The 21,553-nt window shown below is 34.5% G+C and carries 15 protein-coding genes; 4 read left to right on the forward strand and 11 right to left on the reverse strand.

Annotated elements, in window-relative coordinates; all coding sequences use genetic code 11:
* Positions 1-138 precede the first annotated feature (138 nt).
* The 5 genes from BG262_RS02510 to BG262_RS02530 all read right to left on the reverse strand — a co-directional run bounded on the left by BG262_RS02510 (position 139) and on the right by BG262_RS02530 (position 8,986).
* On the reverse strand, positions 139-4,077 hold the full coding sequence (locus tag BG262_RS02510) for a starch-binding protein (RefSeq protein WP_070787326.1): 3,939 nt from the start codon (positions 4,075-4,077) through the stop codon (positions 139-141).
* A gap of 367 nt (positions 4,078-4,444) precedes the next feature.
* Entirely contained in the window at positions 4,445-4,810 is a 366-nt protein-coding gene (locus BG262_RS02515; protein ID WP_070787327.1) for a hypothetical protein, read from the reverse strand.
* Positions 4,804-6,273: a Y-family DNA polymerase gene (locus BG262_RS02520; protein ID WP_070787328.1), complete on the reverse strand. Its 1,470-nt coding sequence runs from the start codon at positions 6,271-6,273 to the stop codon at positions 4,804-4,806. The genes BG262_RS02515 and BG262_RS02520 overlap by 7 nt, the downstream gene beginning before the upstream one ends.
* Before the next feature lie 646 nt (positions 6,274-6,919).
* Positions 6,920-8,344, reverse strand: a complete 1,425-nt coding sequence (gnd, locus tag BG262_RS02525; protein WP_070787329.1) for an NADP-dependent phosphogluconate dehydrogenase — start codon at positions 8,342-8,344, stop codon at positions 6,920-6,922.
* 108 nt (positions 8,345-8,452) lie between these two features.
* Entirely contained in the window at positions 8,453-8,986 is a 534-nt protein-coding gene (locus BG262_RS02530) for a YceD family protein (RefSeq protein ID WP_070787330.1), read from the reverse strand.
* Between the two features lie 118 nt (positions 8,987-9,104).
* Between BG262_RS02530 and aac(6') the strand changes: the two genes are divergently transcribed.
* Positions 9,105-9,539, forward strand: a complete 435-nt coding sequence (aac(6'), locus tag BG262_RS02535; RefSeq protein ID WP_070787331.1) for an aminoglycoside 6'-N-acetyltransferase — start codon at positions 9,105-9,107, stop codon at positions 9,537-9,539.
* A gap of 74 nt (positions 9,540-9,613) precedes the next feature.
* Here aac(6') and scrK read toward each other — a convergent pair whose 3' ends face one another.
* Positions 9,614-10,489, reverse strand: a complete 876-nt coding sequence (gene scrK, locus BG262_RS02540) for a fructokinase ScrK (RefSeq protein WP_070787332.1) — start codon at positions 10,487-10,489, stop codon at positions 9,614-9,616.
* Positions 10,490-10,515: 26 nt separating this feature from the next.
* Positions 10,516-12,426, reverse strand: coding sequence for a sucrose-specific PTS transporter subunit IIBC (locus BG262_RS02545; RefSeq protein ID WP_070787333.1), 1,911 nt, complete (start codon positions 12,424-12,426; stop codon positions 10,516-10,518).
* A 187-nt stretch (positions 12,427-12,613) separates the two neighbouring features.
* Between BG262_RS02545 and BG262_RS02550 the strand changes: the two genes are divergently transcribed.
* Together BG262_RS02550 and BG262_RS02555 are read left to right on the forward strand one after the other, a co-directional pair.
* Positions 12,614-14,038 carry a sucrose-6-phosphate hydrolase gene (locus BG262_RS02550; RefSeq protein ID WP_083312875.1) on the forward strand — a complete coding sequence of 475 codons (1,425 nt, stop codon included), beginning with the start codon at positions 12,614-12,616 and terminating at the stop codon, positions 14,036-14,038.
* A complete protein-coding gene (locus BG262_RS02555; protein ID WP_070787334.1) occupies positions 14,038-14,976 on the forward strand; it encodes a LacI family DNA-binding transcriptional regulator in 939 nt (312 codons plus the stop codon). Before BG262_RS02550 ends, BG262_RS02555 begins: the two co-directional genes overlap by 1 nt.
* Before the next feature lie 30 nt (positions 14,977-15,006).
* Here the strand turns inward: BG262_RS02555 and leuD are convergent, their stop codons facing one another.
* Genes leuD through BG262_RS02575 form a run of 4 tightly spaced genes read right to left on the reverse strand, consistent with a single transcriptional unit; the run spans position 15,007 to position 19,589 of the window.
* Positions 15,007-15,609, reverse strand: coding sequence for a 3-isopropylmalate dehydratase small subunit (leuD, locus tag BG262_RS02560; protein WP_070787335.1), 603 nt, complete (start codon positions 15,607-15,609; stop codon positions 15,007-15,009).
* On the reverse strand, positions 15,609-16,979 hold the full coding sequence (gene leuC / locus BG262_RS02565; protein ID WP_070787336.1) for a 3-isopropylmalate dehydratase large subunit: 1,371 nt from the start codon (positions 16,977-16,979) through the stop codon (positions 15,609-15,611). The genes leuD and leuC overlap by 1 nt, the downstream gene beginning before the upstream one ends.
* A 16-nt stretch (positions 16,980-16,995) precedes the next feature.
* The gene (leuB, locus tag BG262_RS02570; protein ID WP_070787337.1) at positions 16,996-18,033 is read right to left on the reverse strand and encodes a 3-isopropylmalate dehydrogenase; all 1,038 of its coding nucleotides are present in this window, start codon (positions 18,031-18,033) and stop codon (positions 16,996-16,998) included.
* 35 nt (positions 18,034-18,068) lie between these two features.
* Positions 18,069-19,589, reverse strand: coding sequence for a 2-isopropylmalate synthase (locus tag BG262_RS02575; protein WP_070787338.1), 1,521 nt, complete (start codon positions 19,587-19,589; stop codon positions 18,069-18,071).
* A 376-nt stretch (positions 19,590-19,965) separates the two neighbouring features.
* Here BG262_RS02575 and lysS point away from each other — a divergent pair, with 376 nt between their 5' ends.
* Positions 19,966-21,459 (forward strand): lysine--tRNA ligase, encoded by a 1,494-nt coding sequence (gene lysS / locus BG262_RS02580; RefSeq protein WP_267886981.1) that lies wholly within the window; start codon positions 19,966-19,968, stop codon positions 21,457-21,459.
* Positions 21,460-21,553: the final 94 nt, after the last annotated feature.

Consider the following 21,553-nt stretch of genomic DNA (forward strand, 5'->3'; position numbering starts at 1 on the left):
GCTTTTTTTATATACAAAAAGATAGGATTTCTCCTATCTTAGATTATTGTTAACATAATTAGATATTTCTTTGTATCTATCCACCTGGTTTTATAAATGTTTAATAAAGCATTAAGTTACTATAAAAACTCTATAAAACTACTTCAACTGTAAGTCTGCAATTGCTTTATTGATAGCAATAGTGGCTCTATTAATTTGTTCTTGATTTACCCAATTGTTAGATTGAATTCTTTTTCCAGCGATAATCGCCTTTTCTAAAGTATCATAAGATGACTTAGTATAATTGGCTTTATTAATAAGTAATCCCGCTTCAACACTCCTATTCAAAACAGTTTTATTATGCTTATACGATGGGAATGAGCATGGGTTCAACCTCAACTCCGATAAGGCACGATTTAAATCAGAGGTGGCCTTATCTATTTCAACTTGGCTTGCTTGTTCATTTATTTGAACTTTCTTTGCATTTTCTAATACTTTTTGTAAAGCATCATAAGTTTTTTTGCTATAGATATCTTTTTTAACTGATTGGGCAGCTTCAATACTTTTATTCAAAACTTTTTTGTCAGTCTTCGGTAGAGGAGGAACAATCGGTTTTGTCTTTAGTGAAGCCATAGCATCATTAAGTTTAATTACTGCATCATCAACTTGCGACTGACTTACAGCACTATCAGTCTGAAGTTTTTTAGCATCTTCGATTGCTTTCAAAAGATTGTCCACTGATTCTTTTGTATATAAATCTGTATTAATTGATTGACTAGATTTTACAGTCTTATCTAATACTTCCTTATTTACTTTTGGAACTTCGATTTTTTTAATTTCTAAAGCGGTGATAGCTTTATTTAAATTAATTACTGCCTGATCAACTTCTGTTTGAGTTGAGTTTACATTTTTTTCAATTTCTTGAGCATTTCTTAATGACTCTTCAAATAGCTTGTAGCTCTCATCCGTATATGAATCAGGATTAATTACTTTAGATGATTCTATTAATTGGCTAAGGATGTCTTTATTTACTTTTTTCTTTTCTACAAGATTTAATAATGCTTCAGTTAATTCCAAAGTAGTATTGTCTACTTCTTCTTGATTAGCCAACTTATTACCATCTATTTCTTTCGCCTTAGATATTACTTCTTGAAGAGTTTTAAGAGATTCATCAGTATACTTAGAATTATCTGTTGACTGTGCCTTCTCTAGCAATTTCCTAAGTATATTTTTATTTGCCTCTGGTACTTCCGTCTGTTTCTTTTCTAATGCTAATATGGCATTTCCCAATTCCAAAGCAGTATCATCTACTTGTACTTGAGTTGCTTGACTGTCGTTTAAAATAGTTTCAGCTCTCTTCTTACTCAAATCAAGAGTATTCAGTGACTCTTCAGTATAGTCTGCCTGGTTAACAGCATTCGCCACCTCTAATATTTTCTTCAAAACTTCTTTATTTACTTCAATGGGGGTAGGTTTTGATTTTAAATCTGATATTTTTTTATTTAAATCAATTACTGACTGATTAACCTCCTCCTGAGTTGCTGAAGAACTATTAAATATTTTTTCAGCATTTGCAATTTCGCTTTGAAGTTGATTATAAGATTCGTCGGTATAATTAGCTCCTTCAATTATTTTTGCCGCATCTAGTGAATTTTTAAGAGCCTTTTTATCAATCGAAATTTCTTTGATTTGTAAGCTTTCTATTGATTTATTCAATTTCGTATTTATCAAATCAACTTCTTCTTGACTTGCTTTGGGATTATTTAAAACTTCCTCTGCCTCATCTAATACACTTTTTAAATCAGCAAATGATTTTTCAGTATATTTTGTAGAATCTATTGACTTCCCAGTATAAACAGATTTTCCTAGTATTTCTTTATTAACTTTCTTCTCTAAAGCATTTTTTGCATCCTTAATTTTAGAGACCGTAGAATCTATAGTTTCTTGACTCGCCTTATCATCTAAATAGATTTTTTTTGCTTCTTCAATAATCTGAGCCAAATTTTCATAGCTTTGACTTGTATATTGTTCGGAATTTATATTATTAAATGATTCAATTTCTTGATACAAAATAGAATTATCTGTTTTCTTTTCTTCAACTTCTCCATCTATGTTATAAGTTTTGCCCGGAACGAACTTGAATCCATCTTTTGCGGGGCTTTGAACTTTACCATCAGAGAAAATAACTAATAGATTGTCATTTATAAGTTTACTATCGAGATCTACACCATAAAGATTTTCTCCATCTTCTTTGGTCATCTTTAGTCCAGGCCACTTACCTACCACACTTGTATCGCGTTCTTTGTCATAAATATAAGCATAGATATCTTGACTCCAGCTATCTGGTTTAATAAACTTTATATTTTCCTTTTTGACTTCCTCTGGAGTATTTACAATTCCAGAAACATCGTAAGTTTTACCTGAGATAAACTTGAAACCGTCTTTTGCAGGACTTTGCTGTTTACCATCAGAAAAAATAACCAATAAGTTGTTATTAATTAGTTTGCTATCGAGTTCAACACTATAAAGATTAGTTGTGTTTTCTTTAGTCATCTTAAGACCAGGCCAAGGTCCAACAACACTATCTGCTTCTTTATCATAAATATAAGCATAGATATCTTGACCCCAATTATCAGGTTTAACAAATTTTATCTCTTCTTTTTCAGTATTATCAGAAAGAGACTTTTCGTCATATACTATCAACACTGTCCTAGCTGGTATAGTAGTCCTAAATCTTCCATTAACAACAGAAATTTTCTTACCACTAATTTTATCAATATATTCACCATCATTAAGTCTTGATTCAGTGTTAATTGTCTGTGCTTGACTAGAAATATTTGTTACTACCGCTCCACTATTTCCACGATAAGTGATAAGCACATTGTGATCATTGTTTGGATTAACTAGCAATTCACTTTTACCGACCATTAGGTTATGGAATTTATTGATTTCAGAAATTGTCTTGTCTTTATAGAGGTCACTTCCTGCATCTCCCATTTTACTTTGGTTAGGGAAACGAACTCCTTTCCCACCTCCAACTGGACGTGAAAAGAATAAAGGGACACTTTGTGCACGTGACGCGACAACAGACCAACCTATTTTTATGTCCTCATCACTCATCCAAACTGAATGGGCATAGTCAACATCTCCGTCGGCCTTGTCTTCTCCATTAGCATACATATCATGAGATTCCACCCATGTTACTAGTCTATTTGGTTTAACTCCATTGTGATAAGGAGAGACATCATCTACATAAACAGTCTTATTTTTTAAAGCATTTAATATACCATCTCCGTAATGAGATGCTGTTACACCCATATATTTAGCATATTCAGTATCACGAGATATACTATCTTGTAAAACTTCTCCATACTGGAATTCCGATCCGTTATCAGTTATATTCGGCCAAAAATTGCTACCATATCCTTGATCTGATGGTAATTCAATATGTTTGGCTGCATCATATCTAAAACCTGAAGCACCATCTGCCATTACTCGATTAACAAAATCTTTTAGATATTTTTGAACTTCTGAATTTTGAGTGTTAAAATCCCAAAGTCCAAGCAATGCCAATTGAGTTACTTGATAGCGATCATTCCAATTATCAATACTCCTATTTCCATGAGTCCAGTTAGAAATTTTTTTAATTTCTGGATCTATAGCGCTTTCGGTTGCAGTGGTATGATTCAGAACTGCATCTACAATAACCTTAATTCCGTATTCTTTAGCTTTGGCACACATTTCTTTAAAATCTTCTTCGCTACCTAGATATTGATTACCAATTTTATAAGAAGTTGGTTGATATAAGTAATACCAATTTGATATGTGCATCAAATCCCCATTTTTGCTATTATCGCCTCCTTCAAAAACAGCATTTATAGGTGATGTTTGAATTGTTGTATATCCAGCATTGTGAATATTTTCCATGTTATTAGTTATATTTTTAAATGACCAATTCCATGCATGTAACATTACCCCCTCATCGACTCTTCCTGCCTGTAACTCATTATTTTGAGCATTAACTACAGGACTAAAAAAGAAGAAGAAGGACATAATGAAAACAAAAATTACATTCTTACTAACTTTTTTCCGAAACATTTTTATTACTCCTTTTCGTAAACACAAAGTGATGGGCTCTCCTGACTGTCTCCTTTCTTTATTAAATATAGTTTTTTATAAGTTTAATATAATTGTCTATAAACAATTCCTTAATATTATATATATTCAATACAAATCACGCAAGCGTTTTCACAAAATGAATATAAAAAGAACTCAAATAAACATTGAATTCTTATAAAATAAATTATAAAATTTTTATTTAATTTTTTACCAGTAACATTAAAAGCTTATTTATTAAGGATAACTGCTGAATATTATATTATTTATTAAATTTTGATTACTTTAATCTCCTATTATACAAAATTAAAATATTTTGATAATACATGAAAAAATCAAGGTGGTAAAGCTATGTCGCTTCCCCGCCTTGATATTTAACTGATAAAATATTTTTTATATCTATTTTTCTTACTTCATCTACCTTAAAAAATACAAAGTCTGTTGATGTAAATTCGACTACAGTTCCTTGAATTCTACTAATAATTTCATCTACTGAAAGAACAAGTTCAATAGTGAGTTTGTTCAAATATGCTTGGTTAAGTAGTTGTATCTTTTCTTCAAGATCTATTTTATCAACTTTTTCTTGTCTAGCTATTATGGCATCACGTTTCATAGCACTCCCATGTTCTGATAAATAGAAGCCCATCCATTTTTTCATACCTCTGTCTTGATAATCGCGTATCTCTGGAAATTTACTATATGATCTATCTACCATTTTTCATCTTTACTCAAGCCATCTAATCCTCCCGCTCCACCTCCTGAGTGTCCTCCAACTAATTTAGTACGTTCAATTACTCTTGATCCTTTGGATAAGGCTGTAGCTTTTTGTACTGAAATATAACCATACTTATCTCTAATTAGATCTATACTTTCTTGAAGTTTATCTTTTTTTTCTTCAATTTCATAATCATCAAAAAGAGAAACTAAAGAATATGATTCATCAGTTAAGCCTGAGTAACTTACTCCAACCCTTCTAACTGCTCCACCCTTATATTTACTTCTAAATGAACTAATTATATGTTCTATTAGAAGATCAGTACGGTTAGTTGGCTCAATCTTAACTTGGCTATGGATTGATTTTCTATTTTCAGTCATGGCAAAACCTACATATAAAAAAATACAAGTTGTTTTTTTCTTATCACGTCGAAGCCTAACTCCAACTTGTTCCGCCATTTCCTTAATAACTATCTCTATTTCATCCTTATCATGGTAATCACGCGGTAAAGTTTGAGAATTGCCGATTACTCTTGATTTAGTATGGTATGGTTTCTTAACATTACTTTCATCAATTCCATTTGCATGAAAAAAAAGTTGAACACCTATTACACCAAATTCATCTTTTAAAATTTTCGGATCTGTGTGAGCTAAGTCATATATTGTATGAATTCCAAGTTTCTCCAATCGTTTTTTAGTTCTACGATTAATACCCCAAAATTCTGTAATATCTTCAATCGTCCAAAGTTTTTCAGGAACATCTTCATAATTGATTGAAGCCCTCATTGCTTTATTATATTTAGCATAATGGTCTAAAGCTACCTTAGCTAGCATAGGATTACAATTTGACATTCCCACAGTCGAATAAATACCTGTTTCTTTGACTATTAATTCTTGGATATCACGAGAAACTAAGTCTAATTTTTCTCTCCTTGAAAGCTTTGGATTGGGATAAAAGTAATTTAGAGAACCCGTTAAATCAACAAATCCTTCATCAATTGAATACCAAAATATCTCATCTCGAGGAGCGAAACGCTCTATTAAATGCTGAATTTCCATGTTTACTGCTATATAACGGTTCATTCTCGGCGGCACAATATGAGTTTGTTTTGCCCAAGCTTCGATATGCTGAATGTAATCTTCAGTTGGAGGTAGAGCTTTTCCATTCCAATCTCGTTCACAGCTTTTATAATACTTACTGTAATTAAATTTTCGATTATGTAAATGAAATGGTAATTCGCGACTTCTGCTAACATTTAGATTACCAAATATTTGTTTAAAAGTGGGAGAACTAGCCAATATTAGACCAGCTGAATTTCCAGCATGACTCATTACACATAGAGAAGCTCTCAGTGGATTGAGTCCTAAATCAACACATTCAACACTTGCATAAAAAGACTTCATATCAATAAATGCTATATCGCTTTGTTGTTCCAGTGAGTAATCAAAATCTGGTTCTATCATAACATCACTCCTCAATAAGATTTATAGTCACTTAAAAATAGATTAATACATCGTTGAGATTTATATTAATAAGCTTGTTTATTCAAGTATAATCGACAGCGGAGCAAGGCGTAGTGACTCATCTCGATAAACGCTAGTTCTATCATCAATTCGTCGCGCCATTAGAACTAATTGCTTTAGCAATTTAAGTTCTATGGACATCGGAGCAAAGCGACGAGCCTTATCTTGCGACTTACACTATAAGCTTGCTTATTCAAGTGTAATAGACAGCCTAATAAAACGAAGGTACTTCTTTTTTAATCAACTATATTTAATTTACTTAAATTATATACGATTTAATTCGTATTTTCAATCATATATTTAAAAACAACAAAAAACGAGCGGACATGCTCGTTTTTCTTGTAGGAATTTTTTTTGGAGTTTTATTTTTAAGGAGTTTGCAAGTTTTATTATTAATAAGACTTGCGGAGTTTTATGAAAAAAAGTTTTGAGTTATCTAATTGCTTACACCGGATAATCTCTAAAGTTCATTTTTTATAGAAGGTTTATCACCTGTCTATGTATATATAATAATATAAATGATACTTAAGAACATCAGACTTAAGACTGAAATTTAAAAAGAATCTCCTAAGAGACTCTTTTTAAATTATTTTTCATCATACCAGTTATAATGGAATGTTCCTGGACGATCTGTTCTTTCATATGTATGAGCGCCAAAGTAATCACGTTGTGCTTGGATTAGGTTAGCTGGTAACACTTCTGAACGGTAGCTATCAAAGTACGCAATTGCAGAAGAGAAAGTTGGAACTGGAACACCAGCTTGAACTGCAAGACCAACTACATCACGAACTGATTGTTGATACTTCTCAGTGATTTCAACAAAGTAATCATCTAATAGCAAGTTTTCAAGGTCAGCATCACGGTCATAAGCATCAGTGATTTTTTGTAGGAAACGGGCACGGATAATACATCCAGCACGCCAGATGCTTGCAATATCAGCAAATGGTAAATCCCAATTATTTTCTTTACTTGCAACACGAAGTTGAGCAAAACCTTGAGCATAGCTCATAATTTTTGAGAAGTATAAAGCTTGACGAATTTTTTCAATTAGCTCTTCTTTATTAATTTCAGCTGCAACTAGGTTTGCTTTTGGTAAAACTTTGCTAGCTTTCACACGTTCATCTTTATAAGTTGAAATGTAACGAGCAAATACAGACTCAGTGATAAGAGGAAGTGGAACACCTGAATCTAGTGCAGATTGGCTAGTCCATTTACCTGTCCCTTTATTCCCTGCAGCATCAAGGATAACATCTACTATTGGTTTACCAGTTCCAAGATCATCTTTGCGAGTCAAAATATCTGAAGTAATTTCAATTAGGTAACTATCCAGTTCACCTTTATTCCATTCAGTAAAGACATCAGCCATTTCATCAGCAGTCATTCCTAGTAAGTGCTTCATAAGGTCATATGATTCGGCAATTAATTGCATATCACCATATTCGATACCATTATGGACCATTTTAACGTAGTGACCGGCACCATCAGGGCCAATATAAGTAACACAAGGCTTCCCATCTTCTGGAGCTTTAGCTGAAATCTCTTCAAATACAGGTGCAATCAAATCATAAGCTTCGCGTTGTCCACCAGGCATGATTGAAGGACCTTCAAGAGCTCCTTTTTCTCCACCTGATACACCCGTACCAATGAAATTAATACCAGAATCAGCAAGCTCATTATTACGACGAATTGTATCTTTGTAGAAAGTATTACCACCATCAATTAAGATATCACCTTTGTCTAAGTATGGAAGTAAGTTTTGGATTGTAGCATCAGTTCCAGGTCCTGCTTGAACCATAAGCATAATACGACGTGGTTTTTCAATAGAATTTACAAATGATTCAATATCATAGCTAGGTACAAAATTCTTATCTGGGTGACTAGCAACTACATCCTCAGTTTTTTCGCGGCTACGGTTGAAAATTGCAACTGTATATCCTCTTGATTCAATATTTAGAGCAAGATTACGACCCATTACGGCCATACCAACTACACCAAAATTCGCTTGTGTCATCTATATTCTCCTATTTCATTAAGTAAATTTCATTAAGTAAAATTTTTACATTATTCTTTAAATTATAACATTTTTAGTCCAAAAATCAATTTAATATCACAGTTCAGACTAGTCAAATAAGCCATCAAGACTTGCAAAAGGAGATTTTTTTTCGCTTTCCTTCTCTTCTTGTTTAAGAGCATAATCTTCCTCTGATAAAATTTCCCAATCATTACCACTTGGTAAATTATCATTTTCCTCTTCAGCAGGCGTAAGCACGCGCAAAGGAATTTCTAAAATAATATTATCAGCAACCGACTCATCTAAACTAATGGCATCACGTTCTAAAACCAAAACATTTTCATCTTCTAAAAGATTTTTTTCTTCCTTAAGATAATCCTCAGTGACAAAAGTCTCATTGACAGGAATATCATTAACTAGATTGACCTGCTCCAAACTTCTTGTTGACGGAAGTGATAAAGTATAATCGGCTTGGTAGTCTAGAAGATATAAACCATCCTCATAGCTTACTGTTCCTACAACATGAACTGGAGTCAAAGAAATTACCTCAGGATAGCGCTCCTTCAAGTTTTTTTCTAAGTCCAACACCTCATCAAAATTTATTGTTTCTCTTTTTCTAATCTCATTCAAAGACCATTGCATTATATATGCCTCCTTTAAAGTACTCCCCTAATTTTACAATATTTTACTTAAAATTACTAAAAGAATATTTCCATTGCATCTTTTTCTTACTAGTTTAAAATAAAGATAGGAGGTCCCCATGATAAAAAAAGCAAATATAGAAAATTTAGAAATTGTCAGTAGCCTAGCAAAATCCCTGTGGCCAGATAATAACCTTGATGACTTAAGAGAAGAATTTACTGGTATTTTAAATGATAAAGAAGCAGCAATTTTCCTCAAAGAAGATAATGAAGAATTTATCGGCTTCGCCCAATGTCAACTTAGACATGACTATGTTGAAGGCTGTGACTCCTCTCCAGTTGGTTACCTTGAAGGAATTTACATTAAAGAAAATCGCCGGAGACAAGGCTTTGCACATGACTTGCTTAGAGCATGTCAAGAGTGGGCTTGTGAATCTGACTGTTTAGAATTTGCCAGCGATTGCGAACTTGATAATCTTGACAGTTTAGCCTTTCATCTTAAGATGGGGTTTATGGAAGTAAATAGAATCATTTGTTTCAAAAAAGAATTATAAAGCAAAAGACCAAAAATCTTAGGAATGATTTCTGGTCTTTTTGATATATTGGCTATCTGTTAAACCAATATCCATTATTCACTTAATTGTTTCAAGGCTAGAGCAAAATTACCAAGGGTTGCTGAACCATTATTGGCAATTAGTGGTCTAGTAATATATTTTTCAAGAGGAGGTAATTCAACATAGTCGTCAAATAATTCTTTGAACTGTTGACGCACTTTGACTAATAATTCTTCGTCAACTACACTTCCACCAAAAACAATCTTTTCTGGACGAACAATTAGAGTAACTTGAATTACAGCTTGAGCTAAGTAATATGCTAGCACGTCAAATACAGGGTCAGTTCGTGGAACATTTTCTCCTTTGATTCCCAAACGAGCTTCAAAGGTTGGACCAGCTACAAGACCTTCTAGACAATCACCGTGAAAAGGGCAGTTTCCCGGAAACTCCAGGTCTTCTGGATGTCTTCTTAGATAAGTATGTCCCATTTCTGTGTGTCCCATGCCTCCTAAGAACTCACCATCAATGACCGCACCACCACCTACACCAGTTCCAACTGTGTAATAAACAAGTGATTCGATTTTTTCATTCGAAAGTGTAGACATAATATATTCGCCATAAGCCGAACCATTAACATCTGTAGTCCAAGAAATAGGTATATCGAATGCTTCTTTAATAACTCCAACAACATCTGTATCTTGCCAACCTGGTTTCGGAGTCTTAGTAATATAACCATACTGAGGAGAACTTTTACGAATTTCAATCGGTCCAAAAGATGCAATACCGATAGATTCAACGTCATGTTTTTTAAAATACTCCACAACCTTACCTAGGGTTTCTTCAGGTGTTGTTGTTGGTATAGAAACTTGGTCCTTAACACGGTAATCCTCATCACCTACTGCACAGATGAATTTAGTTCCACCAGCTTCAATACTGCCAAATAGTTTCATTTGTCTACTCCTTTAATAAATATAATTTATGCTTTGATAGTTGCTTCCGATTCATATGGTTGAGACAAACTTAAGATTTCATCACCATGAGAGACAATATCTCGATCAGTGATAGTATCTACACCAGAATAGTCACTAGTATTTGTAACAATAATCATTGTCATATCTGAAAGCCCTTTCGCCTCTATTTTATCACGATTAAAACTACCTAACAATTGTCCTTTTTTAACAATGTCGCCTTCTTTAATATTTGCTTCAAAACCATCACCTGCCATACTTACTGTATCAATACCAATATGGATTAAAATCTCAGCAGCATGTTCTGTTTTAATTCCATATGCATGACCAGTTTCAAAGGCAACACTGATAATTCCATCTGCTGGAGCATATACTTTATCGTCAGTGGGTTTAATAGCGACTCCTTGTCCCATCATACCACTTGAAAATACTTGATCATCAACTTCATTAAGAGGAGTTAACTGACCAGAAATTGGGGCAAAAATAACTTCATCAGATGGTGCTTCATCAGTAACATTCGCTACTGTTTCATCAACTATTTCTTTATCTTCATATCCAAACATATAAGTCAATACAAAGGCAATTGCAACTGAAACAATATTAACAAGAAGGTATCTGACTACCTGACCATTTAAATATAAAAGAGTCCCTGGAATAACCGTTACAGCCATACCTGTACCCGCCAAATGCATGATACTTGCTAGCCATCCACCAACTGCTCCACCAACAAGACCAAAGACAAATGGTTTAACAAAACGTAAGTTCACCCCAAAAATTGCAGGTTCTGTAATACCTAGGAAAGCTGAAAGTGCTGATGGGAAAGCTAAAGCTTTCATTTTTTTAGATTTTGTCTTCATACCAACAGCAAGTGTTGCTCCACCCTGGGCTGCAATTGCACATGTGATAATAGCATTAAAGGCATTTTTACCTGTATTAGCTAGTAATTGAACTTCTAGGAAATTGAAGATATGGTGAATACCTGTAACCACGATTAATTGATGGAAGAATCCTAAAATTAGACCTGCTAGACCAAAAGGTAAAGCTAAAATCCATTCAGTGGCATTAAGTACAACTGTTTCTAGAGAGTGGAAAACTGGTCCAATTACCAATAGACCCGCTAAACTCATAACAAACATAGTTACAAATGGAGTCACTAGTAAGTCCAAAGCATCTGGAATTGATTTCCTCAATTTTTGTTCAAGTTTTGAACCAAGAAATCCAACTATAAAGGCTGGTAAAACTGTACCTTGATAACCAACAACTGGAATGAAGTCAAATAACATGATTGCATGTGCATCTCCGCTTGCTACTGCATAAGCATTGGGAAGATTGGGACTTACCATCATAAGACCAAGTACAATACCAATTACAGGACTACCACCAAATACCTTAAAACTTGACCAACATACCAAGGCTGGTAAAAAAGCGAAAGCAGTATCTGTTAGTATTTGTGTGTACATTAGAAAATTTGGATCAATCGATTCAGGGGCTGTTCCAAATACTTTAAGAATTTCTGGCTGAGTTATAAGTCCTCTTAGTCCCATAAACAAACCAGTAGCAACTAAAACTGGAATAATTGGAACAAACACATCACCGAAAGTTCTAATCAATCGTTGCAATGGATTACCTGATTTTTTAGCTTCTTCCTTCATTTCAGAAACTGATTCAGTAGCTAGACCAAGTTTTACAACCTCATCGTAAATTTTATTTACCGTACCTGTACCAAAGATAATTTGAAACTGACCTGAAGTAAAGAATGATCCTTTAACCTTGTCAATTTCATCAACACGATCATGATTTATTTTTGCTTCATCATTAACCATAATCCTTAAACGCGTAGCACAATGTGCAACACTACGAATATTTGACTCTCCACCAACAGCTTCAATTACGGCTTTGGCTATTTCTCTGTTCTCCATAAACTCTCCTATTCTCCTTTTGTTTTGTAAGCGGTTTATAGCTTTATTATAAATTATTTTCTTTTTCTGTCAAACGTTTATCATAAATTTGTATAAAAAATTAAAAAAATGCTTTAATAGCAGTCATTAAGCGTTTGACATTTTATGTCATTTATCATAATATAAATGAAAAGTGGAGGAATACAACATGGAATGGACGCGTGAATTACGCTATAAAAATTATAATGAATGGCCTCAAGAATATGTTAGTAATATCTTAGAGGAGGCTGAAAATTCTGTTTGGAAAAATAGTTTTCATATTGAACCCAAGTCTGGACTTTTAAATGATCCAAACGGATTTTCTTATTTCAATAGTAAATGGCATCTGTTTTATCAACATTTTCCATATGGTGCTTCTCATGGATTAAAATCTTGGTCACACGTAACATCTGACGACCTTATTAATTGGCAACTTGATGATATACAGGTTTTACCGGATACAAAATTTGATAGTCATGGTGCGTATTCAGGAAGTGCATATGAAATAGATGGTAAACTTTTTCTATTCTATACTGGAAATCATCGCGATCAAAATTGGACTCGTCATCCCTACCAAGTAGGGGCATTAATGGATTCTAATTGTGATATCAAAAAATTCGATCAACCACTTATAAATCCTGATGATAATTACACTGATCATTTTCGCGATCCAATGATTTTTGAATACGAAGACAAGCTCTACATGATCCTTGGTGCTCAAAGAAAAAATAAAACTGGCGCAGTTGTTCTTTATGAAGCTATCGATAATAACATTGAAAATTGGAAGAAAGTAGATGAATTAAAATTTACGAATCTCGACCTTGGCTACATGGTAGAATGTCCAAATCTCGTTTTTGTTGATGACAAACCAGTTCTCCTACTTTGTCCGCAAGGTATGGATAAGATAGATAGTAAAAATATTTATCCACAAACATATGTGATTGGCGAAACTTTCAATCCACAAACTGCTGAAATAATTAATTCACAAGATATGAAAATTCTTGATTATGGTTTTGATATTTATGCCAGCCAAGCATTCAATGCTCCAAATGGTATGGCACTTATGACATCATGGTTAGGATTGCCAGACATTAGCTATCCAACAGATGAATTAGGGCATCAAGGTGCTATGAGTCTAGTCAAAGAGTTAACTATTAAGGATGGTAATTTATATCAATATCCAGTTAAATCTGTGGAATCATTAAGAAAAAATACTTTTCAAGCTGAGAAATTTAAATTTGAAAAGAATGCCTATGAAACTGAAATTATCGTAGAAGCCCATTCAAATGCTGAAATCACTTTCTACGGTTCAGATGATAATAAACAAGGGTTAAAGCTGATTCTTGAAGATGGAAAAGCTATTCTTGATAGGTCTAAATGTGGTATTCAGTTTGCCCTTGAATATGATAATGTAAGAACATTCGAATATGATAATAGTAAAGACCTTAAAATTAATGCCTTCGTTGATGCAAGCGTTATTGAAATTTTCTTCAACGATGGTCAATATGCATCTTCAAGTCGTGTTTATCCAGAAGCTGGCAATACAATATTCCAAGCGAAAGGTACTGCTCCTGCAGTCTTACATGAATTCTAATGGCCAAACTAACTGATGTTGCAAAGCTTGCAGGCGTTAGTCCGACTACTGTCAGTCGGGTTATCAACAACTATGGATATCTGAGCCAAAAAACGATTGATAAGGTCCATGCTGCAATGCAAGAGCTCAATTACCAACCAAATAATCTTGCCAGAAGTCTACAAGGAAAGAAAACTCAATTAATTGGCTTAATCTTTCCCTCTCTAAAAAATCCATTTTATGCTGAGTTAATCGAATACCTCGAAAAAAAATTATTTGATAGAGAATACAAGGTTATCTTTTGTAATAGTGAAAATAATCCTGAGAAGGAAAAATATTACCTTCAAATGCTTGCTGCTAATCAGGTGGATGGAATTATCTCTAGTAGTCATAACTTGGGTATAGAGGAATATGAAAGACTGAATTTGCCAATCGTAAGTTTTGACAGATTGCTAAGCCCTAAAATCACTACTGTATCAAGCGACAACCTAGCAGGTGGTAAGTTATCAGCCCATGCTCTAATTGAACGTGGAGCAAAAAACTTAGCCATCATCTCCGGTGCTAGTCAGTCAGGTAGTCCCTCTGATTTTAGGACCCAAGGATTTATGGATGTGGCAACTGCTTATGACCTTCCTTGTAAACACTTAGAGATTCCATCTGGTACAATTATTAGTATCAAAAAAAATAAAATTAAGAAATTTATTGAAGAAAATGATTTTGATGGCATAGCCTGTACTGATGATTTAACAGCAATCTACTGTGAAGAATATACAGATTGCCCAATCATTGGTTATGACGGGACAGAATTAATTCAAGCTCTACATCCTGAACTTCTAACCATCGTTCAGCCGATTGAGGAGCTTGCACAAGTCCTAGTCGATGTTATTATTGATAAGATTAACGGTAAAGAAACTGAACTTGAAATAATATTACCCATTAAGCTTCAACAAAATATCTAAGAAAAAACAAGCCAATCGGCTTGTTTTTTCTTAGATTCCTACTTCTCTTAAGTAGCTTGGACGATTTCCCTCGTATCTACTAATTGAATCATCAAATTCCATTGTAAGTCCAATGTCATCTAGTCCATTAACTAACTTCCTTTTCCACTCTGCATCTATATCAAATGAATATGATTTTTCTGGTGTTTCAATAGTTTGATTTGGAAGATTTACAATGATTTCTTGCTCTGGTAAAAGATTAGTCAGTTCCTCACGACTATCCTCAGCAAGAACGATTGGCAAGAGACCATTTTTAAGAGCATTATTATAGAAAATATCTGAATAAGATCCTGCAATGATTACCTTAAATCCATAATCTTTGATAGCCCAAGCAGCATGTTCACGACTTGAACCCGATCCAAAGTTATCACCACTGATTAAGATAGTTGCACCACGGTACTGAGGCTTGTTAAGTACAAAATCAGGGTTTTCTTCCTTGCCATTTTCTAAATAGCGCCATTCAAAAAACATATTTTTCCCAAAACCAATTTTATCTGTGGCCTTTAAAAATTGCTTAGGGATAATTTGGTCAGTATCAATATTATCATTCATTAAAGGTACGGTTGTGCCTTCATAAACTGTAAACTTTTCCATTAGACTACCTCTCTTGCATCAACAAATTTTCCATTTATAGCAGCAAGTGCTGCCATAGCTGGACTACATAGATGTGTTCTTGCACCATGTCCTTGGCGCCCTTCAAAATTGCGATTACTTGTAGATGCACAGTGAACACCTTCTGGAACATGGTCTGGATTCATACCAAGACACATTGAGCAACCCGGTTCACGCCATTCAAATCCAGCATCAATAAATATTTTATCCAAACCCATTTTTTCTGCCGCTTTCTTAACAGGCCTACTTCCAGGAACAACAATTGCTGTTAGAGAAGGAGCAATTTTCTTTCCCTTTACAATATCTGCTGCAAGAATAAGATCAGAAAGGCGAGCATTAGTACAAGATCCGATAAACACATAACCTAGGTCAATATCACTCACCTTTTGACCTGGTTTTAGATCCATATATGAATAGGCTCTTTCATCATTGAAATCTTCAATCTGAGGAAATTCTTCTGTGAACTCAACTCCCATTTCTGGATTAGTTCCCCAAGTGACCATAGGTGCAAGTTTATCGACTTCAATCGTAATTATCTTATCGTACTGAGCATCCTCATCGCTTACAAGTGTTCCCCAGTCAGCAATAGCTGCTTCCATGTCACTTGGTGCCTTTTCGCGTCCACGAACATACTCATAGGTTTTACTATCCGGATTCATCAGTCCGATTTTTGCACCAAACTCAATAGCCATGTTACAAATACTCATACGCTCTTCCATTTCAAGCGCGTCAATAGCCTCTCCTGCAAATTCAACTGCATATCCAACTCCTGCATCAACTCCGTACTTAGAAATCAATGCAAGAATATAATCTTTGGCATAAATACCTTGAGGGGCAACACCTGTAAAATCAATCTTCATTTTTTTAGGTTTAACTTGCCAGATGGTTTGTGTAGCAAAAACATGTTCTACTTCACTTGTCCCAATACCAAATGCAATCGCCCCAAAAGCACCATGAGTCGCAGTATGCGAATCTCCACAGACAATAAGTTTGCCTGGTTGACTTCTTCCTGTCTCTGGTCCCACCATGTGGACAATTCCTTGCTTATCACTTCCATGAACTGCCGCATCAATACCAAATTCCTTTACATTAGCTGCAAAAGTTTCAATTTGATTTTTCGAAATCAAGTCTTGAATATTAAAAATATCCACAGTTGGTACATTATGGTCAGTAGTACCAAAAGTCAAATCTGGTCTTCTCACTTTACGTCCTGCTTCCCTAAGTCCTGAAAAAGCCTGTGGACTAGTCACTTCATGTATATAATGTTGATCGACATAAAGAAGCTGCGGCTCACCAATTTCTCCTTCAATCACATGTCTTTCCCAAAGTTTATCAAATATCGCTTGTCCCATGTCTTCTCCTTCTCACCTACAAATTACTAATTATCGCTTGAGTCATTTCCTTTGTCGTAGCTTGTCCACCTAAATCTTTGGTAAAAATACCATTTTCAAAAGTCTTTTCAACTGCATTCTCAATAATCTGAGCAGCTTCTGATAGATTAAATGATTCTTTAAACATCATGGCAACTGATAAAATCATGCTCACAGGATTTGCGATGCCTAAGCCAGCAATATCAGGTGCACTTCCATGAATTGGCTCATACATACTTGGACCAGTTTCTGAATGACTTGCTGAAGGCATTACTCCAAGAGTTCCTGGAAGTACACTTGCCTCATCCGATAAGATATCTCCAAAAAGATTTTCAGTTACTATGACATCAAATCTACTTGGATCAGTAATCATTAACATTGCACATGAATCAACAAGTTGATGTTCCAAAGTCACATCAGGATAGTCTAGTGCTACCTGATCAGCAACTCTTCGCCATAATTTACTTGTAGCTAGAACATTTTGCTTATCAACACTGGTAACCTTTTTCCCTCGTGTACGAGCTGTTTCAAAGGCAATTTTCATAATTCGAGTAATTTCTTCAACATTATAATCATTAACATCACGCGCTTTATCATCATCAAGTGTATGTTCACCAAAGTAAATACCACCGGTCAGTTCACGCACCATTACGAAATCAACTCCTTCAATAATCTCAGGCTTTAATGGTGACAATTTTTTTAACTGATTAAAGATTTTTACAGGACGAATATTGGCAAAAAGTCCTAATTCCTTGCGCAAGCGGAGAAGTCCTTGTTCTGGACGGACTGTTGCTTCATTATATTTCGGATGACCAATAGCTGCTAAGAGAATTGCATCTGAATCTTTAGCAGCATTTAATGTATCTTCTGGTAACGGATTTCCTTCTTTATCAATTGCCACTCCTCCAAAATCCTTTGCATCTATTTCGTATTCAAACCCAATTTTTTCAGCTGTTGTTGCAAGAACCTCAAGTCCTGCCTTCATAATTTCCGGACCAATTCCATCACCAGCCAAAGTAACTATTTTTTTTGCCATATTTATTTCCCTAACGTCCTCTATCTTAATTTATTTTATTTTTCGTTTTCTCTTTTTATAAAAGCATTTGCTCTTAGATAGGCTTGTGCACTTGCCTTTAAAACATCATAATCAATTCCTCGAGCTGAGAAGTGAGTACCTGTTTTTGGATTGGTAACATTAACTTGAACTTCTGCCTGTGCATCAATTCCTGAAGTTATTGCATCAATCTCATATGTTTCAAGTTCTATATCTTGATCAAAGTAATTGTCAATTGCATTGAAGATTGCTTCAACACTTCCTGAACCTTTTGCTTCAATTTCTTTAGATTCTTGAATAGCCTTATTAAATATTGAAACTCTTGCTTCTTGTTCATCGCTAGAGTTATAAGATAATCTTAGGTCTTCTAATGTAATTTCACTGTCAGCTGAGTTATGACCTAGAATCAATGCTCTGACATCTTCATCACTAATTTCTTTTTTCTTGTCGGCTAGCTTTTTAAAGTTAGCAAAATGTTGATTTAGTTCTTCATCCGTAAATTCAAATTCCAGTTCTTTCAGTTTTTCTTTGAAAGCGTGACGACCAGAGAGTTTTCCTAGAGGAAGGGAATTGAATTTTATTCCAACAAGCTCAGGAGTAATAATCTCGTAAGTTTCAGGATTTTTAAGTACACCATCTTGGTGAATACCACTTTCATGAGCAAAAGCATTTCCACCTGTAACTGCCTTATTTTTTGGAATTGATAGACCAGAATATCTTGAAATCATATCAGCAGTTGTTTTAGTTCTATTTAGGACAATATCACTTGTAGCCTGATAATAATCTTTTCGGATATGGAGAGCTACCGCTACCTCTTCAAGGGCTACGTTTCCTGCTCTTTCACCGATACCATTGACTGTTCCTTCCACACGACCGGCACCATTTTTAATTGCCGCAAGTGTATTAGCTGTAGCCATTCCAAGATCATCATGACAATGAGGGCTAAATATTATTTCACGATCCGTCTTAACATTTTCTATCAATAATTTAAAAATTTGACCAAATTCTTCTGGTGTAGTGTAGCCAACTGTATCAGGGATATTAATGTATGTAGCCCCGTTATCTACTGCTGTTTGAACTGCCTTTAAAAGAAAATCTTTATCAGTTCTAGTAGCATCTTCTGGTGAAAATTCTACAATCTCAAAGAGTGTTCTTGCATAGGTAACATGTTCTGCAATACTTGCAAGAACTTCATCAGGTGTCATCTTAAGTTTATACTCCATATGAACTGGACTTGTAGCAATAAATACGTGTACTTGCGGGTGCTTAGCATCTTTTAAAGCAAGAGAGGCCTTATCTATATCACCTTTAACACATCGACAAAGTCCGGTTACTGCTGTAGTAGTCATTACCTTTGCAATTTCTGAAACTGCTAAAAAACTGTCTGGACTTGCTGCTGGAAATCCTGCTTCTATTGCTGAAATTCCCCATTTTTCTAATTGTTTTGCGATATCAATCTTCTCTTGAACAGAGAAGTTTACTCCAGGAGTTTGTTCGCCATCCCTAAGACTTGTATCAAGAAACTCAATTTTTCGCATAAATGCCTCCATTTTTTATTAAAAGAAAAACGCCCACATGGGACGTTTTCTTCGTCCCATTTTGACTTACGCCAAACAGGACTCACAATATGAATACATCTAAGTATTCTGCGAGTCCTTATACAATAATAATAAATTGAATGTTTGGTTTGTCATTGGGAATTCTTCCTTTGTTTTAATTTTTATTAATAATATACCAAATATTTTTTATTGTCAACAATTTTTAGAAAATTATCAAATATTTTTAATTTTCTTCCTTTATTTTTTATTTTACTGAATTAAGGCACATTTAGAGTTCACTTGATTCTTAGACCTTTAAATTTTCTTACTTTCGTGATAAAATATAACGAATAACACTATATTTAGGAGAATTATTTTGGCTGAAAATATTAAAGAAGAATTAAATGACCAAATGCTTGTCCGTCGTGAAAAAATGGAAAATTTACGCGAACAAGGTATTGATCCTTTTGGTCACCGTTTTGACCGTACTCATAATTCTGGTGAACTACATGCAGAATATGATCAATTTACTAAAGAAGAATTAAACGAAAAATATTTAAAAGCTACTATTGCTGGACGTCTTATGACTAAGCGTGGTAAAGGTAAAGTTTCATTTGCCCACCTTCAAGACCGTGAAGGACAAATTCAAATTTATGTTCGTAAAGATGCTGTTGGTGATGAGCCATATGATATTTTCAAACATGCTGACCTTGGAGACTTCTTTGGAGTTACTGGTCAAATTATGAAAACTGACATGGGTGAGCTTTCTATCAAGGCTGAAGAAATCACTCTTCTTTCTAAATCACTTCGTCCTCTTCCTGAAAAGTATCATGGACTTAGCGATACTGAAACAATCTATCGTAAACGCTACTTAGATTTAATTTCTAACAAGGACAGTTTTGATCGTTTCGTAACTCGTAGTAAAATTGTTTCTGCAATTCGTCGTTACATGGATGGTCTAGGATTCCTAGAAGTTGAAACACCAATCCTTCACAATGAAGCTGGTGGAGCTGCTGCTCGTCCATTCGAAACTCACCATAATGCTCAAGATATGGATATGGTATTACGTATTGCAACTGAGCTTCACCTAAAACGTTTAATCGTTGGTGGTATGGAACGTGTTTATGAAATGGGACGTATCTTCCGTAATGAAGGTATGGATGCAACACATAACCCTGAGTTTACAACAATTGAAGCTTATCAAGCGTATGCTGACTTCCAAGATATTATGGACTTAGTTGAAGGTATTATTCAAGATGCTGCTAAAGTAGTAACTGATGAAGATACTATTAACTATCAAGGTCAAGAAATCAAGATTGGTCAACCATTTGCGCGTGTTCACATGATTGATGCGATTAAAGATATTACTGGCGTTGACTTCTGGCAACCAATGTCTTATGAAGATGCTGTTGCTCTTGCTAAAGAACACAATGTACCGTTAGAAAAACACTTCACACTAGGACACATCATTAATGCCTTCTTCGAAGAGTTTGTTGAAGATACTCTTGTTCAACCAACATTTATCTATGGACATCCAGTTGAAGTATCACCACTTGCTAAGAAAAATGCTGACGACCCAAGATTTACTGACCGTTTTGAATTATTCATTATCGGAAAAGAATTTGCAAATGCCTTCACTGAATTAAACGATCCAATTGACCAATTAGAACGTTTTGAAGACCAAGCAAAAGCTAAAGAGCTTGGTGATGATGAAGCTACTGGTATTGACTACGACTTCGTAGAAGCACTTGAATATGGTATGCCTCCTACAGGTGGACTTGGAATCGGTATTGACCGTCTAGTTATGTTATTAACAGATACAACAACTATTCGCGACGTATTACTATTCCCAACAATGAAAAATAACTAAGATAAACACGAAAATCACCTAGTATAAAATTTATACTAGGTGATTTTTTATTAAATCTATGTTATTGTACTTTGAAATAAATTTAAACCCTCAC

This window comes from Floricoccus penangensis, assembly GCF_001832885.1.
GTDB lineage: Bacteria > Bacillota > Bacilli > Lactobacillales > Streptococcaceae > Floricoccus > Floricoccus penangensis.

Excerpts from the sequence above, each read along its gene's own strand:
- BG262_RS02575 (WP_070787338.1), bottom strand. The coding sequence starts at position 19,589 with ATGCGAAAAATTGAGTTTCTTGATACAAGTCTTAGGGATGGCGAACAA.
- BG262_RS02530 (WP_070787330.1), bottom strand. The coding sequence starts at position 8,986 with ATGCAATGGTCTTTGAATGAGATTAGAAAAAGAGAAACAATAAATTTT.
- BG262_RS02555 (WP_070787334.1), top strand. The coding sequence starts at position 14,038 with ATGGCCAAACTAACTGATGTTGCAAAGCTTGCAGGCGTTAGTCCGACT.
- leuC (WP_070787336.1), bottom strand. The coding sequence starts at position 16,979 with ATGGGACAAGCGATATTTGATAAACTTTGGGAAAGACATGTGATTGAA.
- BG262_RS02550 (WP_083312875.1), top strand. The coding sequence starts at position 12,614 with ATGGAATGGACGCGTGAATTACGCTATAAAAATTATAATGAATGGCCT.
- BG262_RS02515 (WP_070787327.1), bottom strand. The coding sequence starts at position 4,810 with ATGGTAGATAGATCATATAGTAAATTTCCAGAGATACGCGATTATCAA.
- gnd (WP_070787329.1), bottom strand. The coding sequence starts at position 8,344 with ATGACACAAGCGAATTTTGGTGTAGTTGGTATGGCCGTAATGGGTCGT.
- BG262_RS02545 (WP_070787333.1), bottom strand. The coding sequence starts at position 12,426 with ATGGAGAACAGAGAAATAGCCAAAGCCGTAATTGAAGCTGTTGGTGGA.
- scrK (WP_070787332.1), bottom strand. The coding sequence starts at position 10,489 with ATGAAACTATTTGGCAGTATTGAAGCTGGTGGAACTAAATTCATCTGT.
- BG262_RS02510 (WP_070787326.1), bottom strand. The coding sequence starts at position 4,077 with ATGTTTCGGAAAAAAGTTAGTAAGAATGTAATTTTTGTTTTCATTATG.
- leuD (WP_070787335.1), bottom strand. The coding sequence starts at position 15,609 with ATGGAAAAGTTTACAGTTTATGAAGGCACAACCGTACCTTTAATGAAT.
- leuB (WP_070787337.1), bottom strand. The coding sequence starts at position 18,033 with ATGGCAAAAAAAATAGTTACTTTGGCTGGTGATGGAATTGGTCCGGAA.
- BG262_RS02520 (WP_070787328.1), bottom strand. The coding sequence starts at position 6,273 with ATGATAGAACCAGATTTTGATTACTCACTGGAACAACAAAGCGATATA.